The organism is Mycobacterium sp. E2462 (assembly GCF_001672685.1).
Taxonomy (GTDB): Bacteria; Actinomycetota; Actinomycetes; order Mycobacteriales; family Mycobacteriaceae; genus Mycobacterium.
Genome location: NZ_LZKC01000131.1, coordinates 1 through 21,084 on the forward strand (window position 1 = coordinate 1; position 21,084 = coordinate 21,084).

The following is a 21,084-nucleotide window of genomic DNA, read 5'->3' on the forward strand; positions in this document are numbered from 1 at the left end:
GGCCGGGTAGCCCCTTGGGGCCCCACGAAGCGTTGGTCGCACTCCATGGGAGTTACGCCTGGACGTCGAGCACGCCGACTCGCCAGAGCGCCGCGTAGACGTGGCGCATGCCGATGGTCAGCAGCCGGGCGGCACCGTCGACCAGCGGGTCGCCGCCCAAGCCGAACGGCGCGGCGTCGGCACGGGGGGTGGCCTTGGTGGGGGCCGTCTGGATCGTCGGGGCGAAGGTTTCGGCGACGGTGTCGGTGTCGCGCACCACCGTCAGGGTGGGGACGGGGGTTAGGGTCACCACTTCGTCGTACAGAGCTGCGGTCATGATCGTCTCCTGTGCAGGATTGGCAACGAGAACTACCTGGACTGACGTGTCGAGGCCCCGTGCCGGTTCCGATCTTGAAACGCTCAGCCGCTCAAGCGGTTTGCGTTGCGAGCGCTCAGGAAGAGGGTCGCTCCGAAAGATCGGATCGGGACGAGACGCCGTTCGGACTTCGGTCCGGACTGTCGTTAGAACTCATCTGTCCCTCACCTCCTCGCGGTCGCGGCCGTGCGACTGTTCCGCACGATCCATGCGCAGCAAAAGGAGCAGAAACCCGACCACAGTCGGAGAAACCGCACCCCTCTCGTCAGAGCTTCGGCACCACACGACGTGTCCGACAATCCGGAAGCCACCTGGGCTCAACCCTTAAGCCGGGAGGAGCTGTCCTGACCCGGGGCGTCTTTCGACGTTCGGGGTCAGTGGCCTGTATTCGTGTAGACGCCTCACCTAACGAGGTGCTTACCCGACCGATCATGCACGACGCCCCTGACATGGTCAAATCTCCGCGCCGGTGTGTCGCGATCTTTACGTTTACGCCCGGAAAGTGCACAGCGTTCGGCCAGCTAGCGGGGCGGGTTACCTCAGTCGGCGAGGCCCTCGAGCCGCCCGAGGGTGTCGATGAACTCCTCCACCATGTCGAGCACCACCGCCCGGGTCGGCCGTACCCGGTCGAGCGAACCGACCACCTGCCCGACGAAGTAGGTGGCCAGCTCGCGGGCCTTGGCGTCGGGGTGCGCCGCCGCGGCGTTGATGCGCACCTGCGGCTCGGTGACCAGCGCGGTTTGCAGCGGCATCCCCAGCGGATCGGGGTTCTCGGCGCGTTCCCACTCCTCGGTCCAGGCGGTGCGCAGCATCCGCGCCGGTTTGCCGGTCATCGACCGGGACCGCACCGTGTCGGACGAGCTGGCCGCCAGGAACTTTTCCTTGACGACGGGCGCCGTCTCGGCTTCCTCGGTGGTCAGCCAGACCGACCCACACCACACGCCCTCGGCGCCCAGGGCGAGCGCCGCGGCGATCTGGCGGCCGCGGGCGATCCCGCCGGCGGCCAGCACCGGCGTCGGCGCCACCGCGTCCACCACCTCCGGGACCAGCACCATCGTGGACACCTCGCCCGTGTGACCCCCGGCCTCGGTGCCTTGCGCGATGACCAGATCGACGCCGGCCGCCGCGTGGCGTTGGGCGTGGCGCGTGGTCCCGGCCAGGGCGGCCACCAGGACGTCGTGGTCGTGGGCGCGCGTCACGAGGTCGGCCGGCGGCGGCCCGAGCGCGCTGGCGATCAGCCGGATGTCGTGGGCGAACGCGACCTCCAGCAGCGGCTCGTAGCCCTTGGGCGAGATGTTGAGCCCGCCCGCCGACGCCCGCGGCGGCGCGGGCGGCGCGGTGACGCCGTAGCGGGTCAGCAGGTCGTCGACGAAGGCGCGGTGCTCGTCGGGCAACATGGTGCGGGCCTGCGTGGCGTCGATGCCACCCGCGTCGGCGCCCACGTACTTGGGCGGCAGCAGCAGGTCGACCCCGTAGGGCTTGCCGCCGGTCTGCTCCGAAATCCAGGTCAACTCGCTGTCGAGGCGCTTGGGGCTGTGCGCGACGGCCCCGAGGACCCCTAAACCACCGGCGTTGGTCACGGCCGCAACCACGTCACGGCAATGGCTGAAGGCGCATATCGGGAATTCGACGCCGAGCATATCGGCGACCCTGGTCCGCATCCGCAGGACGCTAGGAGTTATCGACTGGCAAGTCAATGACTTTGGGATCCGACGCGCGGCCCCTGGCCGTCCGGCGGCCAACTCGGGACACCGTCCTCCAGCGGCACGTCGAGACTTCGCAGGATCGAAGCGACCATGCGCCACGCACTGATGGCGGTGACCAACTCGACGAGAACCGTTGTGGCACCGCCCAGTTCGCGCTCGCACGCCGCCCAGCTGGTCGCGCTGACCGCGCCCTGGCGCACCACGTCATCGGTGGCGGCGAGCACCGCCCGTTCAGCAGCGCCGAAGCCGTCGTAGGTCGCCCAGTCCCGCACGCCCAGCAGGTCGGCCTCGCTGACCCCCAGCCGCGTGGCGACGCGCCAGTGCTGCGTCCATTCGTAGTCGCAGGCGGTGAGCCAGCCGATCCGCATGATCACCAGTTCGCGCAACCGCGGATCCAGGGTGCCGTGCCACAGCATGGTGGCGAGCAGGTCGTTGATCGCCCGGGCCAGCGGCGGGTGGTTGAGCAGCACCTGAAAAATGCAGAGCTCGGCCATGTAATTGGGCACGGCGGCTTCGTCGGCGGCGGCCTTCGCCTCCTCGGGCGGCAGAGCGGGCACGCGCGCTGTAGTCATCGTGTGGGCCTTTCGTGGGCTGAACGGCACCGTCTGACTACCCGGCCCGCCTAGTCCGCACACCCGACCCCGGCCGCAGCCCCTGGGTTCGGCAACCGCCCTGCCGGGGCGTCCCAAGGCGTTGTCAAACGACGCCTTTCCAGCGGTGCGGTGGACGGGCCGCAGGAGCTAGGTCGCCGTTGTTCTGACGGCGATTCGCGCCGGCAGAAGAAATGGCGTGCGTCGCTAGTGGAGACACGCCATTCGGCGGCGTAGAGCCGGCGCGGGAAACCGGAACCCGACACCCAACGCAGCGCAAAAGAATGGCCGACAAAACAGACCGATTGAACAAAACTTTCCGAGAAAAATAGCCGCTGTTTAAGCAGATGAACTTTGGGCATACCGCAGGTACTGACTTAGCCGGTTACCACAACCTGCGGTACGCCGGCGGCGGTATCGGGGCGTGCGCAGCCGGGCGCGGTTCCGTGAGGCGCGCCCGACCGGCAGCTGGACTTACAGCAACCCGAGGAGCTGCAGATCCGTCACATACTTGACGATCACCGGGGCGGTGATGTGCGGAATGTCGTTGTCCGGTCCGAGCTTGGCTTCCTGCACGGCGGCACGGAAGCGGTCGGTCGGCGCGAACGACCCGTGGGCGGGCTCGGCCGGCTGCAGGTTCTTGGGGTCCTGCAGCAAGAGCAGCAGCATCTGCATCACCGAGTTCTGCCGCTGGTGATCCGGCAGCGCCCGCAGCCCGGCCTCGAACCGCTGCAGCCACTCGCCGAAGTCGTCGACCCGCTCGATCGGGTAACCGGCCTCGATCAGCCAGTCGACGAACTGGTCCAGGCCGATGCCGTCGTCGTGCGGGTTCATGACGTGGTAGGTCTCGAACCCTTCGACGACCTGAGCGCCCAGGGTCGCGACGGCCTCGGCGACGAACTCGACCGGCAGGGCGTCGAAGTGCGCGCGCTGGCGGTTGCCGTCGTCGTCGAGCCGGTAGAACGACTTGGGCGCCGTCCCGGTGGCGACCACGCTCAGGATCATCCGCGTGAACACATCCGCGACGTTGAGCTGCCCGGCGAACCGGGTGTCGGTGAGGATCATGTCGGAGCGGAACACCGACACCGGCAGGCCACACAGGTCGTGCGCCTCCCGCAGCAGCACCTCACCGGCCCACTTGCTGTTGCCGTAGCCGTTGGCGTAGCTGCCGTCGATGACCCGAGTCGCACTGATCTCCCGGATGTCGGCGTCCTCGGTGAACGCCGACGGCTCGATCTGGCGGCCCACGTCCGACGTCGAGACGTACGCGTAGGGCTTCATCCGGGTGGTGAGCGCCAACCGGATGAGCTCAGCGGTGCCCCCCACATTGGGGGTGAACAGCTCGGCGTAGGGCAGCACACCGTTGACGACGGCCGCGGAGTCGACGATCAGGTCGACGGTGTCGGCCAGCCGCTGCCAGGTGGCTTCGTCCAGGCCGAGGTTGGCCTGTCCCTTATCGCCCGCGACCACCTGCAGGTGATCCTTCGCCAGCTCGTGGAAGTGCCGCAGCAGGTCCGGGTCGCCGGTGTCGAACGTCTTCTCCAGGCGCCGCATCGCGTCCTCGTCGGACTTGGCACGCACCAGGCAGATCAGCGTCCCGTCGACCAGCTCCAGCTGCTCGAGCCATTCCAGGAGCAGGTAGCGGCCCAGGAAGCCGGTCGCACCGGTCAACAGCACCGTCCGCACCTCTGCGCTCGGGCCGGGCAGGGTGGGCGCCGTGGCGAGCGTCGTCTCGTCGAGGAACTTGTCGAGCGTCAGGTCGCGGGCGTACACCTCCTTGGCGTCGGCGCCGTGCACCGCGGCGAAGCCCGGACCGGCCGCGCCGGCCCCGTCACCGCCGTCGTTGAGCCGCTGGCTCAGGGCCCGGACGGACTGCGCGTCGAACAGGGTGCGCACCGACAGGGCGGCGTCCGCGGCGGTGTTGATCTCGGCGATCACCCGCATGGCCGACAGCGAGTCCCCACCGAGCTCGAAGAAGGAGTCCTCCACCGAAACCCGATCGATACCGAGCACCCGGCCGAAGACGCCGGCCAGGATTTCCTCGGTCTCGTTCTCCGGCGCGTGGTATTCGCCGCCGCGCTTCTGGTACTCCGGGGCGGGCAGGGCGCGCCTGTCCAGCTTCCCGTTGACCGTCAGCGGCAGCGCCTCGAGCACCAGCACCGCAGCCGGCACCATGTACGCCGGGAGCAACCCGCTCAGCTGCGCCCGCACGTCGGCGGGCTCGTCGGTGCCGGTGATGTAGCCGACGAGCCGCTTGTCGCCAGGGCGGTCTTCGCGGGCGATCACCGCCGCCTGGTCCACCCCGTCGAGGCCGGCCATGGCCGCCTGGATCTCGCCCAACTCGATGCGGTAGCCGCGGATCTTGACCTGCTCGTCGACGCGGCCCAGGTAGTGCAGCTGGCCCTCGGAGTCCCAGCGCACCAGGTCACCGGTCCGGTACATCCGGCCGCCGGGCGCGCCGAAGGGGCACTCCACGAAGCGGGACGCGGTCAGGCCGGCGCGGCGCGCGTATCCGGTGGCCACGCCGCGACCGGCGATGTACAGCTCGCCGACCACGCCGGCGGGCGCCGGCCGCAGCCACTTGTCCAGGACGAACAGCGCGCCCTGCGGAACCGGGGCGCCGATCGGGGCGGAACCGGTGCCCGCCTGCAGCGGCGCACTCATGGCCGCGTAGACGGTGCCTTCGGTCGGGCCGTAGGCATTGATCATCACGCGGCCCGGCGCCCACCGGTCCACGACCTCGACCGAGCAGGCCTCGCCGGCCACCACCAACGCCATGGCGTCCAGGCCCTCCGGCGAGAGCATCCCGACCGCCGACGGGGTCTGGTGCAGCACGGTCACCTGCTCGGCGACCAGCAGCTCGTGCAACTCGTCGGGCGCGGCCGCGACCGACTCGGGCACGACCACCAGGCGGGCGCCGTGCAGCAGCGCACCCCAGATCTCGTGCACCGAGACGTCGAACACCAGTGAGTGCCACTGCGCCCACGTGCCGCCCTCCGGCAGCGCGGCGTGCAGCGACTGCAGCAGCTGGGCGACGTTGCGGTGCGTGACCGCGACGCCCTTCGGCACGCCGGTGGTGCCCGACGTATAGATGAGGTAGGCCAGGTCGTCGGCGGCGGGCGCCGGCAACGGGGTGCTGGGCTGCGTGTGCAGGGCCGGGTCGTCGACGTCGACGACGGTGGCGCCGTCCAGGCGGGCGCCCAACTCCGCGGTGGTGACCACCGCGACCGGAGCCGCGTCCTCGAGCAGGAACTCGATGCGCGCGGCGGGCAGCGCCGGGTCGATCGGCACGTACGCCGCGCCGGTCTTGAGCACCGCCACGATCGAGACGATCGCCTTGTCCGAGCGGGGGGACAACAGCGCGATCCGCTCCCCCGGCCCGGCGCCCCGCCCGGCCAGCAGATGGGCCAACCTGTTGGCGGCCTCGTCCAGCTGCCGATAGGTCATCGAGCGGCCGTCGAACGCCAGCGCGGGAGCATCGGGGGTCTTCGCCACCTGAGCGGCGAACAGCTCCGGGATCGACGACGCCGCGCCGGCGGGCGCGGTGAGCACCGACCGGTTGCCCCACTGATCCAGCTGGGCGTGTTCGCGCTCGTCGACCACGTCCATGGCGATCAAGCGGCCGGCCGGGTCGGCGGTCAGGTCCGCGAGCAGGCGCTGGAATCGCTCGATGATCGTCTCGATGCCGGCGGCGTCGAACACCTCGGTGTCGTATTCCACCCGCAGGCCCAGCTCGCGGCCCGGCAACGCCATCACCGAGAGCGGGTAGTGGTTGTACTCGCGGTTGCTGACGTCGGTGATGGCCAGTTCGTGGAAGCCCAGCGGCACGCTGGTGTCGATCGGGTAGTTCTCGTACAGGAACAGGGTGTCGAACAGCTGGTCGTGCCCGGTGACGCGGTGGATGTCGCTCAACGCCAGGTGCTCGTGGTCCAGCGTGTCGTTGTGGTGCTGCTGCAGCTGGCTGAGCAGGTCGGCGACGGTGCTGCCCGCGCCGACGCTGGCCCGCACGGGCACCGTGTTGATCAACAGGCCGATCATCGATTCGGCGCCGATGAGGTCGGCGGGCCGCCCGGACACGGCGGTGCCGAAGGCGACGTCGTGCTGACCGGTCAACCTCATCAACAGCTGCGCCCAGCCGGCCTGCAGCACCGTGTTCACGGTGGTGTGGCAGGCGCGGGCCAGCTCGCCGAGAGCGCGGGTGTGCTCGGCGGACATCCGGTAGGACTCCACGCCGCGCCGGCCGAGGCCCAGTCGGGCCGGCGGGCCGACCAGGGTAGGCGTGTCGAAACCGGCGAGCACCTCGCTCCACGCCGCCTGCGCGGCGGCCCGGTCCTGGCTGGCCAGCCAGGTCAGGTAGCTGCGGTAGGTAGCGGGGGCGGGCAGCTGCTCGCCGTAGTAGTGCGACAGGATCTCGCGCAGCAGGATCGGCAGCGACCAGCCGTCCATGACGATGTGGTGGTTGGTCAGCACGAAGCGGTGCCGGTCGTCGGCGGTGCGGATCAGGGCGGCGCGGAAGGCCGGCCGGTGCGCCAGGTCGCTGACCGCGGCGCGTTCGGCCGCGCACAGCTGCTCGACCTTCTCATCGGGGTCGAGGTCCTCGCCCCCCAGCTCGATGTAGCGCCACGCCGAGACCGGGTCGGCCGGGATGACCTGCACCGGCTCGCCGAACTGCGGGCAGAACCGGGCCGCCAGGTTGGGGTGCCGGCTGACGACGGTGTGCACGGCGTCGCGCAACCGGTGCTGGTCCAGAGCGCCGGTCACGGTGATGCCCAGCTGCACGGCGTAGACGTCGTCGCCCGGGTCCTGGGCGAAGCTGGCGTGGAACAGCAGGCCCTGCTGCAGCGGAGTCAGCGGCAGGATGTCGGCGATCTGATGCTCGGCGGCCAGCGCGTCGATCTGCTGCTGGTTCAGCCGCGCGGGCGCGATGTCGGACGGGGTCAGCCCGCCGCCGCCGCCCCGCACGTGGGCGCAGATCCCGGCCAGCGCCTCGAACCACAGCTCGCTGAGCCGGGTGACCTGCTCGCGGTCCAGCGCCGACGGCGCCCAGGTCCAGTTGGCGTGCAGGTTCGGCCCGGACTCGGTGTCCATGGTCCCGGCGTTGAGGTCGAGGGTGTGCATCAGCGGCATCGGCACGGCCGCGGCCGCTCCGGACAGCGACAGGCTGTCCGGGTCGAGCCGCCACAGCTCGCCGGGCAGGTCGGCGGCAGCGCCCAGCCGGCCGAGGTAGTTGAACCCGACGGCCGGGTCCGACGCGCCCAGTTCGACGTCGTCGTTGAGGTAGCGCAGAACGCCGTACGTCAGGCCGTCGGGCAGGGCCCGCAGCTGCTCCTTGGCGTTCTTGATCAGGGCGCCCAGCGGCGCCGCACCGGCGACCACCTGGTCCCAATCCAGCCCGTCGATGCTCAGCGCGACGGGGTACTTCGTGGTGAACCACCCCACGGTGCGCGACAGGTCGACGTGCGAGCCGAGCTCCTCGTGGCGGCCGTGGCCCTCCACGTCGACACCCAGCGGCGTGTCGGCGCCCTTGAACTGGGTCCAGGCCAGGCCGAAGGCGATCAGCAGGATGTCCTGCACGCCGGCCCGGAACGCCGCGGGCACCTCGCCCAGCAGTTGCCGGGTGGTCTCGACGTCCAGCGCCACGGACAGCTGCTCGGCGGTGACGTAGGTGTCCTGGTCGGGGCGCACCGCCGGCAACGCGGCCGGGGTTGCCTCGACCTGACGCCACCGCTCGGCCAGCGCGACCACCTCGGGACGGCCGGCGTGCTCCTGCAGCAGGGTCGACCACCGGGCAAAAGACGTCCCGCCGGTCGGCAGCGCGACCGGCTGCCCGCTGTGGTGCTGCGCCCACGCGATGTTGAGGTCCTCGAGCAGGGTCCGCCACGACACCCCGTCCACCGCCAGGTGGTGGATGATCAGCGCCAACTGGTTCGTCGAGGACGCCCACACCGCGCTCAGCATCACCCCGGCGGCCGGGTTGAGCCGCGACCGGGCCGCGACCAGCGCGTCGTCCGACAGCGTCTCGACGGTGTCCACGCACTCCGCGGCGTGCACGGAGCCGGCCTCGGGCGCCTGCAGGGCCCATCCACCGGCGCCGTCGTCGTCGACCCGCAACCGCAGCATGGCGTGCCGGTCCAGCAGGGCCTGCAGTACCACGTGGACGTCGTCCTGGGTCACACCGCTCGGGGCGGACAGCACCATGGTCTGGTTGAACTGGTCGACGGGCCCGTCGACGGTCTGCAGCCACCGCATGATCGGCGTGGCCACCACCGGACCGATCCCCTCGTCGACCAGGTTCTCCGAGTCGTCGACGACGCCGGCCACCCGGGCCAGCCGGGCCACGGTCTGCTCGACGAACACGTCACGAGGGCGGCACATCACGCCGGCCGCCCGGGCCCGGGCCACCACCTGCATGGACAGGATGCTGTCGCCGCCGAGGTCGAAGAACGAGTCGTCCACGCCGACCCGCTCCACGCCCAGCACCTGGGCGTAGATGGCGGCCAGGGTCTCCTCGGTGGGGGTCGCCGGGGCGCGGTACTGGCCGGCCCGCTTCTGGTATTCGGGCGCAGGCAACGCCCGCTTGTCGAGCTTGCCGTTGACCGTCAGGGGCAGCGTCTCGAGCACCACCACCGCGGCCGGCACCATGTACGACGGCAGCTTCTCGGCCAGTTGGGCGCGAACCTCGGCCGGGTCCGCGGTGCCGGTGATGTAGCCGACCAGCCGCTTGTCACCGGGACGGTCCTCGCGCGCGATCACCGCCGCCTGGGTGACGCCCTCGAGCGCCGCCAGCGCGGACTGGATCTCCCCCAGCTCAATGCGGTAGCCGCGAATCTTGACCTGCTCGTCAGCGCGGCCGAGGTACTGCAGTTGCCCGTCGGTGCCCCACCGGACCAGGTCGCCGGTGCGATACATCCGACCGCCGGGCGCGCCGAACGGGCACGCCACGAAACGCGACGCGGTCAGCCCGGCGCGGCGGGCATACCCCGTCGCCACGCCGCGGCCGGCCACGTACAGCTCTCCCACGACGCCTTCGGGGGCCGGGCGCAGCCACTTGTCCAGCACGAACAGCGCGGCGCCGGGAACCGGCGAACCGATCGGGGGCGCGCCGTTCTCCGCGCTCAGCGGCGTGCTCATGGCCGCGTAGACGGTGGCCTCGGTCGGGCCGTAGGCGTTGATCATCACGCGGCCCGGCGCCCACCGGTCCACGACCTCGGCGGGGCAGGCCTCGCCGGCCACCACCAACGCCGTCGCCTCCAGGCCCTCCGAGGACAGCATGCCGACGGCCGAGGGGGTCTGGTGCAGCACGGTCACCTGCTCGGCGACCAGCAAATCGTGCAGGTCTTCCGGAGAGCCGGCCACGGATTCGGGGACGACGACCAAGCGGCCGCCGTGCAGCAGCGCGCCCCAGATCTCCCACACCGAGACGTCGAACACCAGCGAGTGCCACTGCGACCACACCTGGGCGGGGCGAGACGACAGCCCGGCGGGTAGAGAGGCCAGCAGCGAGGCCACGTTGCGGTGCGTGACCGCGACGCCCTTGGGAACCCCGGTGGTGCCCGAGGTGTAGATCACATACGCGAGGTCGTCGGCCGCCGGGCCGGGCAGCGCGGTGCTCGGCTGCTCCTCGATCGCGGGGTCGGCGACGTCGACGATCGGCAGGTCGGTGCCGTCCAGCCGGGACCGCAGGCCCGCCGTGGTGACAACGGCGATCGGCTCGGCGTCGCCCAGCATGAACTCCATCCGGGCCGCCGGCAGCGCCGGGTCGATCGGCAGGTAGGCCGCCCCGCTCTTGAGGACCGCCAGGATGGCCACGATCGCGTCGGCCGAGCGGGAGAACAGCAGCGCGACGCAGCGACCGGGGCCCGCGCCCTGGTCGGCCAGCAAATGCGCCAGCCGGTTCGCCGCCTCGTCGAGCTCGCGATACGTCATCGTCCGGCCGTCGAAGGTCAGCGCGGGCGCCTCCGGCGCCCGTGTCACCTGCGCCGCGAACATGCTCGGGATCGACACGGGCTTGGCCGGCGGGGCGGTCAGCACTGACCGGTTACCCCACTCGTCGAGCCGGTCGTGCTCGCCGCCATCCAGCAAATCGATCGACAACAATCGCCGTCCTGCACCGACGGTCATGACTGCTCCTCCACATCTGCGGTCATGGCTACCAATACCCGTTTTAGCCGCTCAACTAGACGTTCGATCCTCTGCGCGTCGAACACGTCCGTGTCGAATTCGACGCGCAGCCCCAGTTCTTGGCCGGGCACGGCTTGCACCGAAAGCGGGTAATGGTTGTATTCGCGGTTCGTGAACCGGTTAATAGTCAACTCGCCGACGGCCGATAATGCGGCGGAATCGAGCGGATAGTTCTCGTACACGAACATTGTGTCGAAAAGTTGGTCATGTCCCGTTACACGATGGATATCGTTCAGTGCCAAATGCTGGTGATCCAGCGTGTCGCTGTAGGCGCCCTGCAGCTGGTTGAGCAGGTCGGCGATGGTGGTCTCCGCGCCGATGCTGGCCCGCACGGGGACCGTGTTGATCAGCAGGCCGACCATCGAGTCCGAGCCCGCCAGCTCGGTCGGGCGACCGGACACCGCCGTGCCGAACGCGACGTCGTGTTGACCGGTCAGCCACATCAACAGCTGCGCCCAGGCGGCCTGCAGCACGGTGCTCACGGTGGTGCTGCACGACCTGGCCAGCTCGCCCAGCGCCCGCGTGGTGTCCTCGGACACGGTGAACTCGGCGACGCCCCGCGCGCCCAGCCGTAGCCGGCCGGACGGGCCCACCAGGGTCGGAGTGTCGAATCCGGCGAACACCTCACGCCACGCCGCCTGGGCCGCCTCGCGGTTCTGTTCGGCGAGCCAGGCGATGAAGCTGCGATACGGCACCGGCGCGGGCAGCCGCACCCCGTAGTAGCTGGCGAAGATCTCCTGCAGGAGCAGCGGCTTGGACCACCCGTCGAGCACGATGTGGTGGTTGGTCAACACGAACCGGTAGCCCGCGTCCGCCGTGCGCAGCAGCGCCGCCCGGAAGGGCGGCTGGCCCGCCAGGTCGCACACGGCGGCGCGCTCGCCGGCGCTGAACTGCTCGACCTGCGCCTCGACGTCGTCGCCGGTGAGCTCGAGGTACTGCCACGCCAGCTGCGGCTCGGCGGCGAGGATCTGTACCGGCTCGCCGAATTCGTCGGTGAAGTGGGCGACGATGTGCGGTTGCCGGTTGACGACGGTCTGCACGGCTTGACGCAGCCGGTCGGCGTCCAGCTCCCCGGTCACGGTGATGTCGAGCTGCACCGCGTACAGGTCGTCGCTGCCGTGGGCCGTCCCGGTGTGGAACAGCAGCCCCTGCTGCAGCGGGGTCAGCGGCAGCACGTCGGCCACCGGGTAGCGCTGCTGCATGTCGTCGATGTCGGCCTGCGTCAGGCGCGCCGGCGCGACGTCGGACGGTGTCAACCCGCCGCCACCGCTGCGCACGTGGTTGCAGATCCCGGCCAGCGCGTCGAACCACAGCTCGCTGAGCCGGCCGATCTGCTTGTCGCTGAGCGCGGAGGTGGCCCAGGTCCAGTTGGCCTGCAGGTGCGGGCCGGCCTCGGTGTCCATGGTGCCGGCGTTGAGCTCGACGGTGTGCGGCAGCGGCACCGCCACCACCGACGCGGCTCCGGCCATCTGCAGGCTGTCCTGGCTGAGCCGCCACAGCTCCTCCGAGAGCTCCGCGGCGCCGCCGCCCAACCGGCCCAGGTAGTTGAACCCGATGGCGGGGTCGGCCCCGCCGAGGTCCACGTCGGGGTTGAGGTAGCGCAACAGCCCGTAGGTCAGGCCGTCGGGCAGGCTCCGCAGCTGCTCCTTGGCGTCCTTGACCACCGCGCCCAGCCCGTCCTCACCAGCGACGACTTGGCCCCAGGAGAGGCCGCCGACGCGCAGCGCGACCGGGTATTTGCTGGTGAACCAGCCGACCGTGCGCGACAGGTCCACGTGCGGCCCGAGCTCCTCGTTGCGCCCGTGGCCCTCCACGTCGATGGCGATCGGCGCGTTCGTGCCCACGAACTGCGTCCACGCGAGGCCGAAGGCGATCAGCAGGATGTCCTGCACGCCGGCGTGGAACGCGGCGGGCACCTCCCCCAACAGCAAACGGGTGGTGTCGACGTCCAGCGACACCGACAGCTGACCCGCGGTGACGTAGGTGTCCTCGGGCCGCGCGGCGGGCAGCACCGCCGGCGTCGCGGCGACCTGCCGCCACGCCTCGGCATGAGCGACGACGTCGGCGCGCTTGGCGTGCTGCTCGAGCAGCGACGACCACCGGGCAAACGACGTGCCACCGGCCGGCAGCTCCACCAGCTGCCCGGTGTGGTGCTGAGCCCAGGCGATGTTGAGGTCTTCCAACAGGATTCGCCACGACACACCGTCGACCGCCAGGTGGTGCAGGATCAGGCCGAGCTGGTTGGTCCCGGACGCCCAGACGGCGCTCAGCATCACGCCGGCGGCGGGGTCCAAGCGGGTCCGCGCGGCGACGAGCGCGTCCTCGGACAGCGCCTCGACCGTCTGCAGGCATCCGCTGGCCTGCACCGTTCCGGCCTCGGGAACGTCCAGCGACCAACCGCCGGCGCCGTCGTCGTCGACGCGCAACCGCAGCATGGCGTGCCGGTCCAGCAACGCCTGCAGCACGGCGAGGACGTCCTCCTCGCCGACCCCGGCGGGCGCCTGCACCACCATGCTCTGGTTGAACTGCTCGACGGGGCCCTCCATGGCGGCCAGCCACCTGATGATCGGGGTGGCGACCACCGGACCGGTTCCCTCGTCGACCACGCCGTCGTCGCCGGTGCCCAACGTGGCGACGCGGGCCAGCCGCGACACCGTTTGCTCGACGAACACGTCACGCGGCCGGCAGATCACCCCGGCCGCACGGGCCCGGGCCACCACCTGCATCGACAGGATGCTGTCGCCGCCGAGGTCGAAGAACGAGTCGTCGACGCCCACCCGCTCGACGCCCAGCACCTGGGCGTAGATACCGGCGAGAATCTCCTCGACCGCGTCCGCGGGGGCGCGGTAGCGGTCGACGTCGGAGTACTCGGGCGCCGGCAGGGCCCGGCTGTCGAGCTTGCCGTTGACCGTCAGGGGCAGCACCTCGAGCACCACGACGGCGGCCGGCACCATGTACGGCGGCAGGGTCTCGCCCAGCCGCGCGCGCACCTCGGCCGGGTCGGCGGTCCCGGTGACGTAGCCGACGAGGCGCTTGTCGCCCGGTCGGTCCTCGCGGGCGATCACTGCGGCCTGGTCGACGCCGGCCAGCCCCGCCAGGGCCGCCTGCACCTCGCCGAGCTCGATGCGGTAGCCGCGGATCTTCACCTGCTCGTCGGCGCGGCCCAGGTACTGCAGCTGGCCGTCGGCACCCCAGCGGACCAGGTCACCGGTGCGGTACATCCGGTCCCCCGGGCCGCCGAAGGGGCAGGCCACGAAGCGGGACGCCGCCAACCCGGAGCGGCCGACATACCCGGCGGCCAGGCCGCCGCCGGCGACGTACAGCTCCCCGACCACGCCCGCCGGCACCTGGCGCAGCCAGCCGTCGAGCACGAAGAAGCCCAGGTGGGCCAGCGGGATGCCGATGGGGCTGGAGTTGTCGTCGATGTCGGCCTGCACGATTTCGCGGAACGAGGCGTGCACCGTCGTCTCCGTGATGCCGTACATGTTGATCATCCGGGGGAAGCCGGGGTGGGCGTGCAGCCAGGTGGACAGCCGCTGCGGCTCGAGCGCCTCGCCACCGAACACGACGGTCTGCAGCTTCAACTGCTGACCCAGCTCGGGCGCCAGCGCGTCCGCGCTCTGCAGCGCGTAGAACGCCGACGGGGTCTGGCTGAGCACGCTCACCTGTTCGCGAACGAGCAAGGCGTGCAACTCTTCTGGCGACCGCACCACCGCGTCGGGCACCACGACCAGACGCCCGCCGTACAGCAGCGAACCGAAGACCTCCCACACCGAGAAGTCGAAGGCCAGCGAGTGGCATTGCGTCCACACCTGTCCCAGCCCGAGCTGGGCGTCCAGCGACTCGAGCAATTGGGTGACGTTGCGGTGCGGGATGGCCACGCCTTTGGGGGTGCCGGTCGTGCCGGACGTGTAGATGATGTAGGCGATGTTGTCCGCGGCCGGAATCGGCAGCGGCTCGGTGGATTGCGCGTGCACGGCCGGGTCGTCGTAGTCGACGATCAGCAGGTCGAATCCGTCGAGGCGCGACCGCACGTCGGCGTTGCTCACCGCCGCGACCGGCGCGGAATCGCCGAGCACGAATTCCATGCGCGCGGCGGGCACGCTCGGGTCGATCGGCACGTAGGCGGCGCCGGTCTTGAGCACCGCGAAAATGGCGACGATCGCCTCGGCCGAGCGCGGCAGCACCACCGCGACGCGCTCCCCGGGGCCGGCGCCCTGGCCAATCAGCAAGTGCGCCAAGCGAGTTGCCGACTCCTCGAGCTCGCGGTAGGTCAGCGACCGGTCGCCGCAGCTGATCGCGACCGCCTCCGGCGCGCGGGCCACCTGGGCGGCCAGCAGCTCTGGGATGGATTCGTGGGGGCCGGCGGGCTGGGTGAGCACCGCCCGGTTTCCCCACTCGTCGAGCCGCTGATGCTCGGCCGCGTCCAGCAGATCGATCGCCGACAACCGTTGCGCCGCATCGACGCTCATCGCCGCCCACACCTGGCGCAACCGCTCGACAAGCCTCTCGACGTCGGCGGCGTCGAACACCTCGGTGTCGTACTCGACCCGCAGGCTCAGCTCGTGACCCGGCGTCACCACCACCGACAGCGGGTAGTGGTTGAATTCGCGGCTGCTGAAGTCGGTGACGGCCAACTCGTTGACCCCGAGCAGCGCGCCCGCGTCGATCGGGTAGTTCTCGTAGAGGAACAGCGTGTCGAACAGCTGGTCGTGCCCGGTCGCGCGGTGCATCTCGTTGAGCGCCAGGTGCTCGTGCTCGAGCGTCTCGTTGTGGAAATGCTGCACCTGCTCCAGCAAGTCGGCGACGGTGCCGGCCGCGGCGATGTTGGCGCGCACCGGCACGGTGTTGATCAGCAGACCCACCATCGCGTCCGCGCCCGGCAGCTCCGTCGGGCGCCCCGACACCGCGGTGCCGAACGCCACGTCGTGCTGGCCGGTCAGCCACATCAGCAGTTGCGCCCAACCGGCCTGCAGCACCGTGCTGACGGTGGTGCGGCACGCCCGCGCCAACTCGCCCACCGCGCGCGTGGTGTCCGCGGACACCGTGTAGGCGGCGACGCCGCGTCGTCCCGCTTTGCCGGGCGGGGCCACCAGCGTGGGTGCCTCGAACCCGGCGAGCGCCTCGCCCCACGCCGCCCGCGCGGCGGCGTGGTCCTGATTGGCAAGCCACGTCAGGTAATTGCGGTACGCCGGCGGCGCGGGCAACCGCTGACCGTAGTAGCTGGCGAACACGTCCTGCAACAGCACCGGCAGCGACCACCCGTCGACCACGATGTGGTGGATGGTCAGCAAGAAGCGGTGCCGGTCGGCGCCGGTGCGGATCAGCGCGGCGCGGAAGGTCGGCTGGGTGGCCAACTCGCACACGGCGGTGCGCTCGGCCGCGGCGATCTGTTCGACCCGTTCGTCGACGCCGTCGTCGGCAGCCAATTCGTAGGTGTGCCAAGCGATCTGGGGATCGGCGGGAATGACCTGCACAGGCTCGCCGAAGTCCTCCAGGAACCGCGCGGCCAGGTTGGGGTGGCGGTTGACGGCGCTCTGCACGGCCTCACGCAGCCGCTGCGCGTCGAGCGCACCGGTGACCGTGATGCCCAGTTGCACGGCGTACAGGTCGTCGCTGCCCTGCCCAAAACTGGTGTGGAACAACAACCCTTGCTGAACCGGGGTCAGCGGCAACACGTCGGCGACCTGGTGTTGCGCGCACAGTGCGTCGATCTGCTGCTGGTCGAGCCGGGCCGGGGCGATGTCCGACGGCGTCAGACCGCCACCGCCACCGCGGACGTGGTCGCAGATCCCCGCGAGCGCCTCGAACCACAGCTGGCTCAACCGGGTGACCTGCTCGCGCGTCAACGCCGACGGCGCCCAGCTCCAGTTGGCGTGCAGTTGCGGACCCGCGTCGGTGTCCATCGTGCCGGCGTTGAGTTCCACCGTGTGCGCCAACGGCATGGGGACGGCCGTCGCCACGGCGCTGACGGCCAGGCTGTCTGTCCCGATGCGCCACATCTCGTCGGAAAGGTCGGCGCCCGCGCCCAACCGGCCGAGGTAGTTGAACCCGATGACCGGGTCGGCGCCGCCCAGGTCGACGTCGGGGTTGAGGTAGCGCAGCAGCCCGTAGGTGACCGCATCGGGCAGCGCGCGCAGTTGTTCCTTGGCGTCCTTGACGATTGCGCCCAGCGCGCCGTCGCCGGCGACGACCTGCGACCAGTCGAGCCGCCCGTTGATCTTCACCGCCACCGGGTATTTGGCGGTGAACCATCCGACCGTGCGGGACAGGTCCACCCGCGACGCCAGTTCCTCGTGCCGCCCGTGGCCCTCCACGTCGATGCCGATCGGCGTGCGGGTGCCCAGCAATTCGGTGAACGCCAGGCCGAACGCGATCAACAGGATGTCTTGCACGCCGGCGTGGAACGCCGCGGGCACCTCGCCCAGCAGCAGGCGCGTGGTCTCGGGGTCGAGAGAAACAGCCAGCTGCTCCGCGGTTTCGTAGGTGTCCTGGTCCGGACGCACCGCCGGCAGCACGGCGGGGGTCGCGGCGACCTGTCGCCACCGCTCGGCCAGCTCGGCCACCTCGGGGCGACGCGCGTAGTCCTCCAACACCGACGACCAGCGGGCGAAAGACGTTCCGGGCAACGGCAATTCGATCGGCTGGCCGTTGTGGTGTTGCGCCCAGGCGATGTTCAGGTCTTCCAGCAGCGTGCGCCACGACACCCCGTCCACCGACAGGTGGTGGATGATCAACGCCAGCTGGTTGGTCGACGTCGCCCACACGGGGCTGAGCATCACGCCGTTGCTGGGGTTGAGCCGCGCCCGCGCGGCCACCAGCGCCTCGTCCGACAACGCCTCGACCGACTGCAGCAGGTCGGCGGCCCGCACCGAGCCGGCGTCGGGCACCTGCAGCGACCAGCCGCCGACGCCGTCGTCGTCGACCCGCACCCGCAGCATGGCGTGCCGGTCCAGCAGCGCCTGCAGCAGCACCGTCACGTCGGATTCGCTCACCCCGGCCGGGGCGGCGAGCACCATCGTCTGGTTGAACTGCTCGACCGGCCCCTCGATGCCGGCCAGCCAGCGCATGATCGGCGTCGCGACGACGGGCCCGAGGCCCTCGTCGGCGGCGCCCAGCTCGCCCTCGGCGGCCACCTCGGACACCCGCGCCAGGCGGGCCACGGTCTGCTCGACGAACACGTCGCGCGGCCGGCAGATCACCCCGGCCGCGCGGGCCCGGGCCACCACTTGCATCGACAGGATGCTGTCGCCGCCCAGGTCGAAGAACGAGTCGTCGACGCCCACCCGCTCCATGCCGAGGACCTGTGCGTAGATGTCGGCCAGGATCTCCTCGACCGCGTCGGCGGGGGCGCGGTACTCGCCGGCGGAGTACTCCGGCGCGGGCAGCGCACGCTTGTCGAGCTTGCCGTTGGCGGTCAGCGGGATCGCGTCCAACACCACGATGGCGGCGGGCACCATATACGGCGGCACGCGGTCGGCCAGGGCGGTGCGCAGCTCCGCCGGGTCGGCGGTGCCGGTGATGTACCCGACCAGCCGCTTGTCCCCGGGACGGTCCTCGCGCGCGATCACGGCGGCTTGGTCGACGCCGTCCAGACTCAACAGTGCGGACTGGATTTCGCCCAGCTCGATGCGGTAACCGCGGATCTTGACCTGCTCGTCGACGCGACCCAGGTACTGCAGCTGCCCGTCGGGACCCCAGCACACCAGGTCGCCGGTGCGGTACATCCGGGCCCCCGGCCCACCGAACGGGTTGGGGACGAAGCGCGACGCGGTCAGACCGGCGCGGCCGACGTAACCGATCCCGACGCCGCGGCCGGACAGGTAAAGCTCCCCGACCACCCCGGCCGGAACCGGCTGCAGCCACTTGTCCAGCACGAACACCGCGGCGCCGGCGATCGGCGCACCGATCGGCACCACCGCGGAACCCGGCGTCAGCGGCGTGCTCATGGTCGCGCACACCGTCGTCTCGGTCGGGCCGTAGGCGTCGATCATCGTGCGGCCGGGTGCGGCCCACTTGTCGACGACCTCGGTGGGGCACGCCTCGCCGGCGACCACCAGCGCGGTCGACTCCAGCCCCTCGGCCGACAGCATCGCGACCGCCGACGGCGTCTGGGTCAGCACGCTGACCTGCTCCGCGACCAGCAGGGCGTGGAAGTCCTCGGGGTTGGCGGCCACCGACTCGGGCACCACCAGGAGCCGACGGCCGCGCAGCAGCGCACCGAAGATCTCCCACACCGAGAAGTCGAACGCCGAGGAGTGACACTGGGTCCACACCCGTCCCGGCGGCAGCCCCGCGTCGAGGGACTCGATCAGCCAGGCGACGTTGTGGTGGGCAATAGCCACGCCCTTGGGGGTGCCAGTCGTCCCGGAGGTGTAGATGACGTAGGCGACGTTACGGGGATCGGGCGCCGGCAGCGGGTCGCTGGATTGCGCCTCGACGGCGGGGTCGTGCACGTCGACCACCAGCAGGTCGCGCCCATCGAGCCGCGAGCGCAGGTCCGCCGAGGTGATGACGGCGCTGGGCGCGGCGTCGGACAGCACGAACTCCATGCGCGACCCGGAATGCGCCGGGTCGACCGGCACGTACGCCGCCCCGGTCTTGAGCACGGCGAGCATCGCGATGATCGCGTCGGCGCATCGCGGGAACAACAGCGCCACACAGTTTCCGGGCCCAACGCCGTGGCCCGCCAGGTGGTGCGCCAGCCGGTTCGCGGCCTCGTCGAGTTCCCGGTAGGTCAGCGTCCGCCCCGCGAAGGTCAGCGCCTGCGCATCGGGGGTGGCGTCGACGTGCTCCGCGAACGCTTCGGGGATGGACACCCACGGGGCGTCCGGCTCCTGCAGCGCCGCCCGGTTGGCCCACGCGTCGAGCTGGGCCGGTTCGTCGGCCTTGAGCAGGTCGACGGAGGCCAACGCCCGTTCGGGGTCGGCGGTCATCTCGGCCAGGATCTGCTGCAGGCGTTCGGCGAGGTCGGCGACGCCGAAGTTCGCGAACGGCTGGCCGGGTCCCGCGGTGCTCAGGAAGAGTTGGTCACCGGCCCCGAGGAAGAACAGGCCGAAGTGGCCCACCGGGCCGTGGTTCGTGTAGCTCGCGGTGGCGGGAGAGCCGGCGAGGTCCAGCGTGAGCCGGGACGGAATGAAGTTGATGCCGACGCGGCTCGCGGCCTGCCGCAGCCCGTCGCCCTCGAGAATGTGAACGGGAAAACGTTGGTGCTGCAACAACTCTCGAATACGAATATCGACGTGCTTGCAGAATTCGGCGACCGTCGTCTGCGGTTCGGTCGACAGCACCAGGGGCACCACGCCGGCGAGCATGCCGGGCAGCGTCTTGGACTCTTGACGCACGCGCCGGCTGACCGGAAAGTCGAGCGCCACCTGCGAGCCGCTGCCCGACCAGGCGCGGACCAGCAGGGCGCAGGCCGCGGTGGTGACCGAGAACCGGCGGATGCCCAACACCTTGGACAGCTGCTTGATGCGGTTCACCACGGACGGGTCGAGCTGGATCGAGGCCGACGGCGAGTAGTGGTCGCGCTCGCTCACGGCGTCGGACGGCCGGTGGGCGGGCGCGCTGTCCGGCGGAAGGTGCTCGCTCCAGTACGCCTGGTCTTCTTGATAATCGGCGGACGCCTCGTATTCCGATTCCAGATTCACCAAGTCGCGGGCCGAACCGAAATATGCGTCGGGAATCGGCTTGCCCGCCACCATTGCGGAATAGATGGTGGCGACCCGGCGGCACACCAACGCCATTCCCAATCCGTCAATGGCGATGTGGTGGCAGCAGCCGAACAAATAAAATTCGTCGGACTGCGTCTGGAACAACACGAATTTGAACAGCTGACCGTTCAACGCCATCGGGGTGCGCTGGATCGACGACGCCGTCCGGCGCACTTCCTCGACCGGATCCGCCGAGGCCGTCACGTCGTAGAAGCCGAGCTCAACGTCGGGATAGTCGACCGGCCGCTGCACGACCTGGCCGTCCTCTTCGAAGAACGAGACCCGGCCCGGTTCGGCCTCCGCCACCGCCTGGGAAATCGCCCGCTCCAGCGCATCGCGATCCACTGGACCGGCAATCTTCACCAAAAGGCCGAGCTGCCATTCCGTGCCGGCAAAACCGGCTTCCTGCGACAGCCAAATATCCAACTGTCCGCGTGTCAGCGGAAGGGACAGGTCACCGCAGCTGAATCGGCACTGCGCACGCTCTGCCGGAGACCACTTGTTGAACTGCGTCAAGAGGCCAATAGGTCACACCAGGG

General features: G+C 70.6%; 5 protein-coding genes and 1 riboswitch. All 5 genes read right to left on the minus strand.

Annotated features, from left to right (window positions below; genetic code table 11):
• Positions 1–52: 52 nt before the first annotated feature.
• The 5 genes from A5714_RS06215 to A5714_RS06235 all read right to left on the minus strand — a co-directional run bounded on the left by A5714_RS06215 (position 53) and on the right by A5714_RS06235 (position 20,998).
• Complete coding sequence (locus A5714_RS06215; protein WP_068283826.1) at positions 53–316, minus strand: Rv1535 family protein; 264 nt, start codon at positions 314–316, stop codon at positions 53–55.
• Positions 317–605: 289 nt separating this feature from the next.
• A riboswitch (M-box (ykoK) riboswitch) is annotated at positions 606–775 on the minus strand.
• A gap of 119 nt (positions 776–894) precedes the next feature.
• The gene (locus tag A5714_RS06220; RefSeq protein ID WP_068283830.1) at positions 895–2,016 is read right to left on the minus strand and encodes a nitronate monooxygenase family protein; all 1,122 of its coding nucleotides are present in this window, start codon (positions 2,014–2,016) and stop codon (positions 895–897) included.
• Positions 2,017–2,048: 32 nt separating this feature from the next.
• On the minus strand, positions 2,049–2,633 hold the full coding sequence (locus A5714_RS06225) for a carboxymuconolactone decarboxylase family protein (RefSeq protein ID WP_068283834.1): 585 nt from the start codon (positions 2,631–2,633) through the stop codon (positions 2,049–2,051).
• A 492-nt stretch (positions 2,634–3,125) separates the two neighbouring features.
• Positions 3,126–10,772 (minus strand): non-ribosomal peptide synthetase, encoded by a 7,647-nt coding sequence (locus tag A5714_RS06230; RefSeq protein WP_068283838.1) that lies wholly within the window; start codon positions 10,770–10,772, stop codon positions 3,126–3,128.
• The gene (locus A5714_RS06235) at positions 10,769–20,998 is read right to left on the minus strand and encodes a non-ribosomal peptide synthetase (protein ID WP_068283842.1); all 10,230 of its coding nucleotides are present in this window, start codon (positions 20,996–20,998) and stop codon (positions 10,769–10,771) included. Before A5714_RS06235 ends, A5714_RS06230 begins: the two co-directional genes overlap by 4 nt.
• Between the last annotated feature and the right edge of the window lie 86 nt (positions 20,999–21,084).

Coding starts and splice junctions, on each gene's coding strand:
- A5714_RS06215 (WP_068283826.1), bottom strand. CDS start 316: ATGACCGCAGCTCTGTACGACGAAGTGGTGACCCTAACCCCCGTCCCC.
- A5714_RS06230 (WP_068283838.1), bottom strand. CDS start 10,772: ATGACCGTCGGTGCAGGACGGCGATTGTTGTCGATCGATTTGCTGGAT.
- A5714_RS06225 (WP_068283834.1), bottom strand. CDS start 2,633: ATGACTACAGCGCGCGTGCCCGCTCTGCCGCCCGAGGAGGCGAAGGCC.
- A5714_RS06220 (WP_068283830.1), bottom strand. CDS start 2,016: ATGCGGACCAGGGTCGCCGATATGCTCGGCGTCGAATTCCCGATATGC.